This is a genomic window from Pectobacterium atrosepticum, from assembly GCF_000740965.1.
Lineage (GTDB): Bacteria > Pseudomonadota > Gammaproteobacteria > Enterobacterales > Enterobacteriaceae > Pectobacterium > Pectobacterium atrosepticum.
Window position 1 is genome coordinate 3,136,651 of record NZ_CP009125.1, and the last position, 13,970, is coordinate 3,150,620.

Consider the following 13,970-nt stretch of genomic DNA (forward strand, 5'->3'; position numbering starts at 1 on the left):
TATGAACGCCTCATTAACCGGCTCCGCTACCGGTAAAAATAGCTTTGGCGAAATACTCAACCGGTTACGCGCCAATCCGAAAATTCCGCTATTGATCGCAGCAGCTGCGACTATAGCAATCGTCGTCGCGTTGACGTTATGGGCTAAAGGCCCTGATTATCGGGTACTTTATAGCAATATAAACGACCGAGACGGCGGCGCAATTGTCAGCGAATTAACAAAGCTGAATATCCCTTACCGCTTTGCGGAAAGCGGTGGCGCGATCATGATTCCCGCCGCAAACGTCTATGAGACTCGACTCCGACTGGCCCAATTGGGGCTGCCAAAAGGTGGCGCTGTTGGATTTGAATTGCTCGACCAGGAAAAGTTTGGCATCAGCCAATTCAGTGAACAGATTAATTACCAGCGTGCGCTGGAAGGCGAGCTCTCCAGAACGATAGAGACATTAGGCCCCGTTCAGAATGCGCGGGTTCATCTTGCCATACCGAAGCCTTCACTGTTCGTTCGTGAGCAGAAATCCCCCTCTTCTTCTGTCACTCTGACATTACAACCGGGTCGCGCATTAGATGAAGGTCAAATCAACTCCATCGTTTACATGGTTTCCAGCAGCGTTGCTGGCCTGCCGCCGGATAATGTTACGGTCGTCGATCAGACCGGGCGTCTGTTAACTCAAGCAGGTGGCAGTGGTCGCGACCTGAATGCTGCTCAGCTTAAGTACAGCAACGAAGTTGAAGCGATGTACCAACGTCGTATAGAGTCAATCATCGCGCCGATGGTTGGCATGGGCAACGTGCATGCTCAGGTCACCGCACAAATTGACTTCTCAGCCCGCGAACAAACTGACGAACAGTATCAGCCCAACCAACCACCGGATAAAGCGGCCGTTCGCTCTCAACAAACCAGCCAGAGTGAGCAGAAAGGAGGCCCGAACGTAGGTGGCGTTCCTGGTGCATTGACCAATCAGCCGGCACCGGCACCGACAGCACCTATCGCGACGCCGCCAAATAATGCCAATGCCAACGCAAATGCGAATAATCAGGCAGGCCAGCAGAACCAAAACAACGCGGCGGGCGCCCAAGCCAATGCCGCAAATACCAATACCACCATTCAGACATCAAATGTCCGCAATGACGCAACAACCAACTATGAAGTCGACAAGACCATTTTACACACCAAACACAGCACGGGTGGTGTGAAGCGCTTGTCTGCAGCTATCATCGTCAACTATCAGCCTCCTGGTGAGGATGGCAAACCCGTCGCGTTGACGGAAGATCAGATCAAACAGATTGAAACAGTAGCACGAGAAGCAATGGGTTTCTCTGCCGAACGTGGTGATACATTAAATGTCGTTAACACGCCATTTATGGACAGCACCGATGGTTCTGGCGAGCTTCCATTCTGGCAAAAACAAGCATTTTTCGATCTCCTGATGGAAGCAGGTCGTTGGCTGCTGGTTCTGATCGTTGCCTGGATTCTGTGGCGTAAATTGGTTCGTCCGCAATTGCAGAAAAAAGCACAGCAACAAGAAGCGGCACTGGCAGCGGCTACCCTGTCTCAGGGTACAGATAACGATGTTATGGTCAACTTGAGTAGCTCGGAAGTTGAGCAACAGCGGAAATCGCAACAACGTGTCAATGCAGAAATGCAAAGTAACCGTATACGTGAAATGGCAGAGAACGATCCACGCGTCGTCGCCCTGGTCATTCGCCAATGGATGAGTACTGAACTATGAGCCTGACAGGAACAGAAAAAAGCGCCATCTTATTGATGACCATTGGTGAAGACCGTGCTGCGGAAGTGTTTACTCATCTTTCGACCAAAGAAGTACAGCATCTCAGTGCTGCCATGGCGAACATGAGACAGGTATCACAACAGCAGTTGCTCGAGATTCTGAGGGAATTTGAGGCTGACTCCGAGCAATATGCCGCTCTCAGTGTGAATGCTGGCGACTATCTTCGTTCAGTGCTTATCAAAGCACTTGGTGAAGAGCGAGCTTCTAGCCTGTTGGAAGATATTCTTGAGAGTCGCGACTCCACAAGTGGAATGGAAACACTCAACTTTATGGAGCCGCAGATTGCCGCAGACCTTATTCGCGACGAACATCCACAGATTATCGCCACAATCTTGGTGCACCTGAAACGCGCTCAAGCTGCCGATATCTTAGCCCTGTTTGACGAGCGCCTGCGCCATGACGTCATGTTACGTATTGCGACCTTCGGCGGCGTTCAGCCTTCCGCACTAGCAGAATTGACGGACGTTCTAAATGGCTTGCTCGATGGCCAGAACCTCAAACGCAGCAAAATGGGTGGTGTTCGTACTGCGGCTGAGATTATCAATCTGATGAAAACTCAGCAGGAAGAAGCCGTTATCGATGCTGTACGCGAGTTCGATGGCGAATTGGCACAGAAAATCATCGACGAAATGTTCCTATTCGAAAATCTGGTGGAAGTGGACGACCGCAGCATCCAGCGTCTTCTACAGGAAGTCGAGTCCGAGTCTCTGCTGTTGGCATTGAAAGGCGCAGAAGAACCGTTACGCGAGAAATTCCTGCGCAACATGTCTCAGCGTGCGGCAGAAATTCTTCGCGACGACCTCTCAACTCGTGGTCCGGTACGTATGTCGCAGGTCGAAAACGAACAGAAAGCGATTCTACTTATCGTCCGTCGACTGTCAGACAGCGGCGAGATGATTATCGGCGGCGGCGAGGATGCCTATGTCTAACGCCCCCAAAAATCTGGCCTGGCAGCCCTGGAAGCCCAATGACCTGGCTGAACCAATTTCAAAGTCCGTACCGACATATCAGGTAAATGATGAACCTGAAGTGCCTGCGATTGAGCGTTTCAATGAAGAGAACGCCGTCCCTACCTTAGAGGATGAGCTAGCGTCTCTGCGTGAAAGCATGATGCAACAGGCACGAGAAACAGGTTTTTCGCAAGGGCATCAACAAGGTTATGACGCAGGTTATCAGGAAGGTTTAGCCAAAGGACAGCAGCAGGGTTTGCAAAACTCCTTGCAGCAGCAGCAGCCGATCATAGAACAGATGCAGCAAATGGTCACCGAGTTCCAGCAGACGTTGGATACTCTTGACAGTGTGATCCCTGCTCGCCTGATGCAGCTGGCTTTGACCGCAGCCAAGCAGATCCTGGGGCAACCTCCAGTGTGTGACGGTAACGCTCTGCTAGGCCAGATACAGCAACTGCTCCAGCAAGAACCTATGTTTTCAGGTAAGACGCAATTACGCGTTCACCCTTCTGATCTGGAACGCGTTGAACAATATTTGGGCCCGACACTCAGCTTACATGGCTGGAGATTGCTTGCTGATAGTCAGCTCCATCCGGGGGGTTGCAAGGTCAGCGCGGAAGAAGGCGATCTGGATGCCAGCCTGGCAACACGCTGGCATGAACTTTGCCGTTTAGCCGCCCCCGGAGAGTTATGATGACTTCACGCCTCGGACGCTGGCTCTCTTCTCTTGATTCATTTGAGAAACGCATTGACGACACACCTTCAGTGCGTCGTTACGGCCGCTTAACCCGGGCGACAGGTTTGGTATTAGAAGCGACAGGGTTGCACATGCCACTGGGTGCCACCTGCCTCATCGAACGGCAGAATGGCTCTAAGGTTGAAGAAATCGAAAGCGAAGTTGTCGGTTTCAACGGGCAAAAACTCTTTCTTATGCCGCTGGAAGAAGTTGAAGGTATTACCCCTGGAGCACGTGTTTACGCACGCGTCGGCCAAGACAGCAGCAGTCAAGGAAAGCAATTACCATTAGGGCCTGAATTACTGGGGCGTGTGCTAGATGGTAGCGCAAAACCGCTGGATGGTTTACCCGCACCCGATACAGGCTATCGCGCACCGTTGATTACGCCACCAGTCAACCCATTACAGAGAACAGCAATCGACAGTGTTCTAGACGTGGGCGTTCGAGCCATCAATGCCTTGCTCACTGTGGGCCGAGGGCAGCGAATGGGCTTATTTGCTGGCTCGGGGGTGGGTAAAAGTGTGCTATTGGGTATGATGGCACGCTATACTCAGGCTGACGTCATTGTTGTTGGCCTTATCGGCGAACGTGGCCGAGAAGTGAAAGATTTTATCGAAAATATCCTGGGCACGGAAGGCCGAGCTCGATCTGTCGTTATTGCCGCACCTGCTGATGTTTCTCCATTATTAAGGATGCAGGGGGCAGCGTATGCCACGCGTATTGCTGAAGATTTTCGCGATCGCGGTCATCACGTTCTGCTCATCATGGATTCGCTCACGCGTTATGCCATGGCACAGCGTGAAATTGCTTTAGCTATTGGCGAGCCGCCGGCAACCAAGGGTTATCCCCCTTCTGTCTTCGCCAAATTACCCGCGCTGGTTGAACGCGCAGGAAATGGTATTCATGGCGGTGGTTCAGTCACCGCCTTCTATACTGTTCTGACAGAGGGTGACGATCAGCAGGATCCTATAGCCGACTCCGCTCGCGCCATCCTTGATGGACATATCGTGCTGTCCCGTCAACTCGCAGAGTCTGGTCATTATCCGGCAATTGATATTGAAGCATCGATTAGTCGTGCGATGACAGCGCTGATCGATGAAGACCACTATGCTTCGGTAAGGCAGTTCAAACAGTTACTATCTAGCTACCAACGTAACCGTGATTTAGTCAGTGTTGGAGCCTACGCCGCAGGCAGTGACCCTATGCTTGACAAAGCAATTCGTCTCTATCCGCACTTGGAGGCCTTCTTGCAGCAGGGTATGTTTGAGCAAAGTGACTATGAAGAATCCTGTCAGGCGTTGCACACTATTTTCCCTCGTAATGAGTAGGAGAGCAGATGAAAACCCAGTCACCGCTGGTTACACTACGCGAACTGGCGCAGAAGGATGTTGAGAAAGCCGCAGGGCAGTTGGGCCAGGTACGTCAGGCTCATCAACAGGCCGAGCAGCAACTCAATATGCTGTTAAACTATCAGGATGACTATCGTCAAAAATTGAACTCGACGATGTCCTCTGGTATGGCGAATAATAGCTGGCAAAATTACCAGCAATTCATCCGAACGCTGGACGGCGCAATTGAGCAACACAGACAACAGCTCTCGCAATGGACGTCACGTTTAGATTTAGCAATGAAGACTTGGCAAGAAAAACAGCAGCGATTAAATGCATTTGAGAAACTGCAGGATCGCGAAGTGACAAGACAGCTTGCCAAAGAAAATAAAATAGAACAAAAACAAATGGATGAATTTGCCCAACGGGCCTCACAGAGGAAAGCAGAATCATGAATCTGTCCGCGTTACCTATAGCTACCACTGCCAGTGATACAAGCAGTTCTTCTGCTTCTCTACTGACACAGGGTGAGCTACCAAAAGATTTTGTTGATCTGTTGAGCAAACGCATATCACAAGTAGCCGATACCTCGGGTAAAAAGACGCTCGACAAAGTAGATGAAGAAGCCCTGCTAAACGCTTTAGGGAAAAATAATGCTTCGCTCAGTCGTGATGATTTAAATGCCCTGCTTTCTTCATTCAGTTCTCTGACTGGGGCAACCATTACAGCAGGTAAGCAAAATCCAGAAATTGCAGAACAGGCGAAGTTAAAAGGTCTGGGTAAAAAAGATAGCGACAATACTGCAGAAGACGCGATGGTAATGCAGGCACTGCTTGCCATGTTGCAAACAGCACCACTGCCTACGCCAACTGCAGCCGATAGTATCGCAGCGACTGTCGTTAATACGACGGGTTTAAATATTCCGGGACTCATTGATGCTAAGCGCCAGAATGAAGCTCCAGCAGCTGCACTAAACAATGCAGGTGAGAGCGCCAAAGGCACGCTGGCAAAGCTGCTCGACACATCAGTAATGCCAGATAAAAATGCTGATATCTCACGCGATCTGCATCATGCAACTAAACAGGCCTCATCGACAGCGACCGAGTCTACGGACAATGCTGCAAAATTTGCGCTGACGACACCGCATTCCCTTGCTGGCGATCGCAATGCGTCTGAACCGGTTTCTACGTTAGGCAACGGCGCGTCTCAAACAACACCATCGGTGGTGCAGGCAATGCACGTTCAACCTGCATCAGTTGGAAGTACCGCTCCAGCCCCGCAGGCAGCAAGTGCTCAGTTGAATGCCCCGTTTGGCTCGCCTCAATGGCAAGATGCATTGGGACAGCAGATCATTATGTTCAGCCGTAATGGTCAGCAGACAGTAGAGTTGCGTTTGAATCCACAGGAATTGGGCGCACTGCACATCAGTCTAAAAATTGATGACAACCAAGCACAAATTCATCTGGCTTCAGCAAGTAGTCAGGTACGTTCAGCGCTGGAAGCTGCGCTGCCCCACTTGCGTAATGCGATGGCAGAGAGCGGGATTAACCTTGGTCAGAGCAGTGTAGGCAGTGACTCCTCTGCCTGGCAGCAGCAAATGGCGAGTAATAACAACGATGGCAACAGCCGTGGCCCGTCTTATCAGCAGCAATTTGGTCATTCATCGGAAAGCACGAGTGAATTATTAGACGTACCAGAAACGTTGAGATCGATGGCATCATCAGTCAACGGCGTTGATATCTTTGCCTGAAAGTGAAGTAAACGAATAAGTTAGCACAATTTTCCCTGTCTATTCTCTGTATTGAACATTGCAATAGGCAGGATAATCATCGACATTACGCATTTATTTATTGCTGGTTTCATCCAGCAATAAATATCGATAAGTAACGGGAACTATCTTTGGCTATGTCTGATATGCAAGTTCGACCAGGACGTAAACGGTCTATTTGGCTAATACTACTGATTATCGTTGCTCTCGCTGCAACTGGTGCTGCGGGCACTGCCTGGTGGCTATTAAATCAGAAAAACGCGGCAACGGCTGAGCAGGAAGCACCACCACCGCCAGAGCCTGTTTTCATGCCACTGGATACCTTTACCGTTAATCTTGTCAATGCAGATAATGACCCTGACCGCGTGTTATATGTTGGATTCACGCTGCGTTTGCCAGATGAGGCAACGCGCACACGCTTCACTAATTATCTGCCAGAAGTTCGCAGCCGTCTGTTATTGTTGCTTTCTCGTCAGGACGCAATTGCGCTTGCCAATGAGCAAGGTAAACAGAAGCTGATCGAGCAAATTAAGCAAGTGCTAAGCCCACCATTAGTTCCTGGTCAACCTAACCAGGTCGTTACTGATGTTCTGTTCACGGCCTTTATACTGCGGTAACCATTATGGGCGATAGTATTCTTTCACAAGCAGAAATTGATGCACTATTAAATGGCGACAGCGGCGATAGTGACGCTGATGCAAATGCGGCATCAAAAACGGATGGGGGTGTTAAACCCTATGATCCGAATACTCAGCGACGCGTTATCCGCGAGCGTTTACAGGCATTAGAAATTATTAATGAACGTTTCGCGCGCCAATTCAGAATGTCGTTGTTTAACCTGTTGCGTCGTAGCCCCGATATTACCGTCGGTGGAATCAAGATCCAGCCTTATCACGAATTTGCCAGGAACCTTCCAGTACCGACAAACCTGAACCTTATTCACTTAAAACCGCTACGTGGTACTGCGTTATTCGTGTTTTCGCCAAGTTTGGTGTTTATCGCTGTCGATAACCTCTTCGGCGGTGATGGGCGCTTCCCGACGAAGGTCGAAGGTCGCGAATTTACGCACACAGAGCAGCGAGTGGTTAAGCGCATGTTACGCTTGGCTCTGGAAGCCTATGGTGAAGCCTGGAATGCGATTTATAAACTTGATATCGAATACGTGCGTTCAGAAATGCAGGTCAAGTTTACCAATATCACAACATCACCTAATGATATCGTCGTGACGACACCGTTTCATGTTGAAATCGGTTCACTAACTGGCGAATTTAACATCTGTATTCCTTTTTCAATGATAGAACCGCTGCGCGAACTGCTCGCGAATCCGCCATTGGAAAACTCACGTCAGGAAGATCAAAGTTGGCGGGACACCTTAGCTAAGCAGGTACAACATTCCGAATTGGAATTAGTTGCAAGTTTTGTTGATATTCCGCTGCGACTGTCCAAAATTCTGAAGTTGCAGCCCGGCGATGTGTTACCGATCGACAAACCAGACAAAATCGTTGCTCATGTTGACGGAGTGCCTGTGCTGACCAGCCAATATGGCACATTGAACGGGCAATATGCCCTACGTGTTGAACATTTGATTAACCCTATATTGAATTCTCTGGATAACGAGGAACAGCCCCATGAGTGACACCAAGAAACCGTCCGACGACAAGGAATCAGTGGACGATTTGTGGGCTGATGCATTTAACGAGCAGCAGGCTGCAGAAAAACCGGCCGCGACAACAGAAGGCATTTTTAAGTCGCTAGACGGTCATGACCCGTTGGGTGCCCTTCAAGATATTGATCTGATATTGGATATTCCAGTCAAACTCACTGTTGAGCTCGGCCGGACCAAAATGACGATAAAAGAGCTCCTGCGCCTAACCCAAGGCTCTGTTGTTGCACTTGATGGCTTAGCGGGTGAACCGTTGGATATCTTGATCAATGGCTATCTGATCGCCCAAGGTGAGGTCGTCGTCGTGTCTGACAAGTATGGTGTTCGTATTACAGACATCATTACACCATCTGAACGTATGCGCCGCCTGAGTCGTTAATGGCAACAGCCTCGGTATCATCCCCTACTTCAGTAGCAAGCCAGCAGTCGACTCTTGTTACTGAACCACCACTTACCGGCAGCATGTTACTGACACAGGTTGGTAGCGTGCTTGCTGGTATTTTATTGTTTATTCTGCTGATTGCCTGGCTTGCCCGTAAACTCGGTTTTGCTCCGCAAACCAAGCAAAACAAGTTGCTAAAAGTCGTATCCAGTTGCCCTGTAGGACAGCGTGAGCGAGTAGTTATTGTAGAAGTTGATAATACTTGGCTAGTCTTAGGTGTTACAGCTCAGCAAATTACGCCGCTGCATACACTTCCAGCACAACCAATCAACGACAGTTCCTCCACTGGCGACACCAAGCCAGTAGATTTCAACCAACTGTTAAAGAAAGTTTTAAAGCGTCCGGAAAAATCGGAATGAGTGCCTTGCCTAATTATTTTCGTATCACCACCTTGCTTCACACCCTTCGCTATGGTTTAGCCATCGGTTTATTGTTCATGGCACCATCAGTATGGGCGCAGCTTCCTGGAATTGTGACGCAACCGCTACCTAACGGTGGGCAGAGCTGGACACTATCAGTACAAACGCTGGTTTTCCTAACGTCACTAACCTTTCTCCCTGCCGCCTTGCTAATGATGACCAGCTTCACCCGTATCATCATTGTACTGAGTTTGTTACGCAATGCGCTGGGTACACCAACCGCGCCACCGAATCAGGTGTTACTCGGATTGACGCTTTTTCTGACGTTTTTTGTCATGTCGCCGGTATTAAACCGTGTTTATGACGAAGCCTATCTTCCATTCAGTCAGGACCAAATCAGCATGGAAGTCGCCATCGAACGTGGCGCGGAGCCTCTTCGTGAGTTCATGTTGCGGCAAACCCGGGAAACCGACTTGGCATTGTTTACCAGGCTAGCAGAAATCCCGGAAATTCAGGGACCTGAAGCGGTACCCATGCGTGTACTTCTTCCCGCATTTGTGACAAGTGAACTAAAAACCGCTTTCCAGATTGGTTTTACCGTATTTATTCCTTTCCTCATTATCGATCTCGTTGTTGCCAGCGTATTGATGGCACTGGGGATGATGATGGTTCCTCCGGCGACAATTTCATTGCCTTTTAAACTCATGCTTTTCGTATTAGTCGATGGCTGGCAGCTGCTACTCGGTTCATTAGCCCAAAGTTTTTACAGTTAGACGAATAGAGGAATGCGACTATGACACCAGAATCGGTGATGGCGCTTGGCTATGAAGCAATGAAAGTAGCATTAGCGCTGGCGGCCCCGCCCCTGATAGCGGCACTGCTCAGCGGGCTGACGATTAGCCTCTTGCAGGCAGCTACTCAGGTAAACGAAATGACATTGTCATTTATCCCTAAAATACTAACAGTATTCTTCACTTTAGTGATCGCTGGGCCTTGGATGTTAAACCTCATGCTGGACTATATGCGCACGCTATTCGGCCAGTTACCTAACATTATTGGGTAAGCATGCTGACGTTTAACAGTTGGGATATGGTGAATTGGGTTAGCCAGTTTTTCTGGCCCTTTGTCAGAATTCTTGCATTGATCAGTACCGCACCAGTCTTTAACGAAAGAGCGATTGGTAATCGGATAAAGATCGGCCTAGGTGTACTGATTACCCTGCTGGTTGCGCCTTATTTGCCGTTAAACACCACGCCTATTTTTTCTGTTGCAGGCGTGTGGCTACTAATACAGCAAATACTTATCGGTGTGACACTAGGCTTATCAATGCAGTTAGCATTTGCCGCTATTCGCCATGCGGGAGAGCTCATTGGCTTACAGATGGGGCTCGCTTTTGCGACCTTCTTTGATCCAACGGGTGGCCCGAATATGCAGGTAATAGCCCGTTTCTTGAATATTCTCGCAATCCTACTGTTCTTAACCTTTGATGGACATCTCTGGCTTATTTCGTTGTTGGCAGATAGTTTCTATACCCTGCCTATCAGTACCAATCCAATTAACAGCCATGCTTTCCTCGCGCTTGCACGTGCCGGTGGATTAATTTTTATTAACGGATTGATGCTGGCGCTTCCCATCATAACCCTCTTGCTTACTATCAACCTGGCGTTAGGCATGCTTAACCGTATGGCGCCTCAACTCTCAATATTTGTTGTAGGCTTCCCGATTACACTCACTGTCGGAATTATGACGCTAGGCTTATTACTCCCGCTCATTCCACCATTCGCGGAGCATTTATTCAGCGAGGTTTTCGATTTACTCGCGGATATTCTTAGCCAATTATCAACTCCGTAGTTACTGACAAATCCGTAGGGTAAAAAGATAAAGCAATGCGGATTTCGTATCCGCAGACTTGCCCCTCATTTCAACATACCACGCTGTCAGGCCCAGCATATATCTATAGAATAAGTGATGGTGATAAACAGCATTTATCAATGCCGCATCAGATATCGATGTGATGAAGAGGAATGCGTTATATAAAAATAGTAGAGATAACTCAGAACGATAGGGAATAAAAAATGGCATGTCATCCATTCAGTATAATGAAAAGAGTGACACGCCTAAAAAATACGCCCGGTTTAAGCGTATTCAAATCGTAAAGTAGAATAGATGAATATCGTCTATTACTACTATTTCATCTGGAACAACGACATTCCCTGCATGTTCTGGAAAGAAGTATAGGAAGCTTGCAAAGAGGACTGCTGCATAATATAAGACGAGATCGCCTCATACCAGTCAGTATCCTGCAATTGCGACAGTGTCGTTTTATTCGCCACATCACGATCTTTACCAACCGCATCGAGATTATCAACTTCATTGAGTTGGATACCCAACTCTGCACGAACGGCTGAAATATTATTAAATGAATTGTTTAAACCGCGGTTTGCAGTCTCTAATGCTGCAGCAACACCTGCTTTTGTTGCATCATCAGCGCCATCGAGAGGGGTTTCAAGCGCTTTGATTGCAATATCCAGTGTTTCAAATAAATCCGATTGGATACTACCATCTGGCTCTTTTTTAGCATCGCCCGTTATACCGTTGAAAACCGCAGATCCAACATGGCTAACCGTCATATCTCGGGCTGCATCTACACGCTGCGAAATAGCCTGAAATCCGCCCTTATATTCAATGCCAGCGGCACCTTCAACAAAGGGAGCCTTATCAGTTTCATAACCAGAAAAAATATAGTTACCATTACCATCGGTACTGTTAGCCATATTCAGCAATTCAGCTTTCATACCGCGCAGAGAGGTCGCGACCGATTTGCGGTCATCATCATTTAGAACACCGCCACCTTTGATTACTTCGGTCAATGCGCTGCTAACAGTGGTAGTACTCTTACCCAGTATAGATTCTTCCAAGGTCATACTTTGCTTTGCAAAGGTGCGGGCCAACGTATACTGACTGTTCTCCGACTGGGCCTGGCCGAGCATAACAACACCAGCCGCCGCTATCGGATCATCTGATGGATTTACGACACGTTTACCGGTTGACAACTGCTCACCCGTTTTCTGCCACGTGGCCTGACCATTAATAATGCCTTGCATATTTTGCTGGTACATCATGCTAGTACTTAAGCGCATGGTATCAATTCCTCTTTCTTAAATGGTCAAACTAGCTACGGGCCGCTAAAAGTGCATCAAATATGGATTGTGCTGTTTTGATGACCTGAGCATTTGCCATGTAATATTGCTGAAAACGCATCAGATCGCCGTACTCTTCATCCAGATTCACACCGGATACGGACTGCTGTTCTGCAGTCAGTTGCTTAACAACGTTTTGCTGCGATGTATTATTTATCTTCAGGGTGCTGGCCTGGTTACCAATCGAACCAACCAGGCTGGCGTATGCACCAGAAACACTGGCCTTCCCGCCCACAATTTTCTCATTTTGTAGAGCAAGTAATGCTTTCGCATTGGTATTATCACTAACACCACCAAAGACAGGGTCACCGTTTACATCCAGGACAGGGGCGCCATTCTCATCAACCTTAGTGGATGCAGCAGCAATCTTATTCGGGTCGGAAACAGCTACTGCCATATCGATAATGACGTCATTAACCGGCTTAAGCAGGAAATTGTCATTCGTTGCAGGTGTTCCTGTGATGGTCATTTTAACGCCGTCAAAACTCAAGCTGCTTTCAGGAGGAGTCCCTGCTGTCGTCACTGCCGCCGTAAATTTTGAATTATCAGACAAACGGGTTACTTGCCAATTAGCGCCATCGTATTTAATCGCATAATTAGTTGCCTGCACATCTTTGGTATCGGTGTAAGACGGTGTCAAAACTGCGTTACCGCCATTTTTACTGTCATTTAAGACAACCGCTTTGCCAAATGAGAAGAAATCGCCGCCTTTAACACCATTGCGATCGTAACCTTGCTGATGTTGAGCATTGAACGCATCGGCGAATGCCAGTGCTAACTGCCCCAACTGGCCGCGCGCCTCATCTAGCGTTTCGCTGCGGAAAGAGAGTAAACCGCCTAATGAACCGCCCGTTAACGTACTCTCATTCAGCGTGACAACGTCATTTGTTTGATCTTTATATCCGATGGTGAGACGAGACGGATCGCTGCTGGAGTTAACTGCAACTAGCTGATTGCTCGTGCCTGCCTGAACTAGATTGGTACCATTTTTCAATGCGACGTTGTAAACAATTCCATCCTGAACGGTAACATCAACGCCAACCAATTTGTTAAGCTGATCGACAAGAAGATCGCGCTGATCGAGCAAATCATTAGGCATAGTGCCGCTATTTGCGCCCATCAGCTTCATAATTTCGTTATTTAAAGAGGAAATCTGATCGGTGTACGTATTAATTTGGCCAACAGTACTTTGAATCTGTGTATTCAGGCCGCTGTCCATGTCACGCAGGTATTTATCCGTGACTTTGAATTGGTTTACCAGCCCTTCCGCTTTACCCAGTACGGTTTGGCGAGTCGACGAATCGCCCGCGTTACTAGTGAGGTTTTGCAGGTTAGAAAAGAAACCCTGAATGGTTGATGAAAGACTGGTTGTACTGCTGGCCAGCAGATTATCAATCTTGGAAATCTGCTCGTAGTAAGTAGAAACAGAACTGCTTGTCGTTTGCGAAGCACGCAACTGATTGGTGATGAATTCGTTGTACTGGCGATTAATGCTAACAACATTGACACCGTTACCAATATATCCAGCCGATGTGCTGCTGCTAATTGCTTGCTCAAGTATCGCATTTTGCCGACTATACCCGGTAACAGCCTGATTACTAATGTTGTTACTCACGGTACTCAGCGCAATCTGTGCACCTTTTAAGCCACTCATCGCGGTGTTAATTAAATTGGACATAAGGTGTTGTTCCTTTTACACAGGCTCTTTTCGCCCTGCGCGATTAACTAAATG

The 13,970-nt window shown here is 48.3% G+C and carries 15 protein-coding genes; 13 read left to right on the forward strand and 2 right to left on the reverse strand.

What is annotated here, in order from left to right:
- Window position 1 precedes the first annotated feature (1 nt).
- From fliF to fliR, 13 genes are all read left to right on the forward strand, one after another.
- The gene (gene fliF / locus GZ59_RS13850) at window positions 2-1,732 is read left to right on the forward strand and encodes a flagellar basal-body MS-ring/collar protein FliF (protein ID WP_039292549.1); all 1,731 of its coding nucleotides are present in this window, start codon (window positions 2-4) and stop codon (window positions 1,730-1,732) included.
- Window positions 1,729-2,721, forward strand: coding sequence for a flagellar motor switch protein FliG (gene fliG, locus GZ59_RS13855; RefSeq protein ID WP_011093302.1), 993 nt, complete (start codon window positions 1,729-1,731; stop codon window positions 2,719-2,721). The genes fliF and fliG overlap by 4 nt, the downstream gene beginning before the upstream one ends.
- Window positions 2,714-3,436 (forward strand): flagellar assembly protein FliH, encoded by a 723-nt coding sequence (gene fliH / locus GZ59_RS13860; RefSeq protein ID WP_011093301.1) that lies wholly within the window; start codon window positions 2,714-2,716, stop codon window positions 3,434-3,436. The genes fliG and fliH overlap by 8 nt, the downstream gene beginning before the upstream one ends.
- Window positions 3,436-4,806: a flagellar protein export ATPase FliI gene (gene fliI, locus GZ59_RS13865; RefSeq protein ID WP_039292553.1), complete on the forward strand. Its 1,371-nt coding sequence runs from the start codon at window positions 3,436-3,438 to the stop codon at window positions 4,804-4,806. Before fliH ends, fliI begins: the two co-directional genes overlap by 1 nt.
- An 8-nt stretch (window positions 4,807-4,814) precedes the next feature.
- Window positions 4,815-5,261, forward strand: coding sequence for a flagellar export protein FliJ (gene fliJ / locus GZ59_RS13870; protein WP_011093299.1), 447 nt, complete (start codon window positions 4,815-4,817; stop codon window positions 5,259-5,261).
- Entirely contained in the window at window positions 5,258-6,556 is a 1,299-nt protein-coding gene (locus GZ59_RS13875; protein WP_039292556.1) for a flagellar hook-length control protein FliK, read from the forward strand. Before fliJ ends, GZ59_RS13875 begins: the two co-directional genes overlap by 4 nt.
- A gap of 155 nt (window positions 6,557-6,711) precedes the next feature.
- Window positions 6,712-7,191 carry a flagellar basal body-associated protein FliL gene (gene fliL, locus GZ59_RS13880; RefSeq protein ID WP_039292559.1) on the forward strand — a complete coding sequence of 160 codons (480 nt, stop codon included), beginning with the start codon at window positions 6,712-6,714 and terminating at the stop codon, window positions 7,189-7,191.
- 5 nt (window positions 7,192-7,196) lie between these two features.
- Window positions 7,197-8,210 carry a flagellar motor switch protein FliM gene (gene fliM, locus GZ59_RS13885; protein ID WP_011093296.1) on the forward strand — a complete coding sequence of 338 codons (1,014 nt, stop codon included), beginning with the start codon at window positions 7,197-7,199 and terminating at the stop codon, window positions 8,208-8,210.
- Window positions 8,203-8,616: a flagellar motor switch protein FliN gene (fliN, locus tag GZ59_RS13890; RefSeq protein WP_010279616.1), complete on the forward strand. Its 414-nt coding sequence runs from the start codon at window positions 8,203-8,205 to the stop codon at window positions 8,614-8,616. Before fliM ends, fliN begins: the two co-directional genes overlap by 8 nt.
- Window positions 8,616-9,038, forward strand: a complete 423-nt coding sequence (fliO, locus tag GZ59_RS13895) for a flagellar biosynthetic protein FliO (protein ID WP_011093295.1) — start codon at window positions 8,616-8,618, stop codon at window positions 9,036-9,038. Before fliN ends, fliO begins: the two co-directional genes overlap by 1 nt.
- 77 nt (window positions 9,039-9,115) lie before the next feature.
- Window positions 9,116-9,811, forward strand: a complete 696-nt coding sequence (gene fliP / locus GZ59_RS13900; RefSeq protein ID WP_173361626.1) for a flagellar type III secretion system pore protein FliP — start codon at window positions 9,116-9,118, stop codon at window positions 9,809-9,811.
- Between the two features lie 20 nt (window positions 9,812-9,831).
- Window positions 9,832-10,101: a flagellar biosynthesis protein FliQ gene (gene fliQ / locus GZ59_RS13905; protein ID WP_011093293.1), complete on the forward strand. Its 270-nt coding sequence runs from the start codon at window positions 9,832-9,834 to the stop codon at window positions 10,099-10,101.
- A 2-nt stretch (window positions 10,102-10,103) separates the two neighbouring features.
- Window positions 10,104-10,889: a flagellar biosynthetic protein FliR gene (gene fliR, locus GZ59_RS13910; protein ID WP_011093292.1), complete on the forward strand. Its 786-nt coding sequence runs from the start codon at window positions 10,104-10,106 to the stop codon at window positions 10,887-10,889.
- A gap of 335 nt (window positions 10,890-11,224) precedes the next feature.
- Here fliR and flgL read toward each other — a convergent pair whose 3' ends face one another.
- On the reverse strand, window positions 11,225-12,178 hold the full coding sequence (flgL, locus tag GZ59_RS13915; protein ID WP_011093291.1) for a flagellar hook-associated protein FlgL: 954 nt from the start codon (window positions 12,176-12,178) through the stop codon (window positions 11,225-11,227).
- A 31-nt stretch (window positions 12,179-12,209) separates the two neighbouring features.
- Window positions 12,210-13,916, reverse strand: a complete 1,707-nt coding sequence (gene flgK, locus GZ59_RS13920) for a flagellar hook-associated protein FlgK (RefSeq protein ID WP_011093290.1) — start codon at window positions 13,914-13,916, stop codon at window positions 12,210-12,212.
- Between the last annotated feature and the right edge of the window lie 54 nt (window positions 13,917-13,970).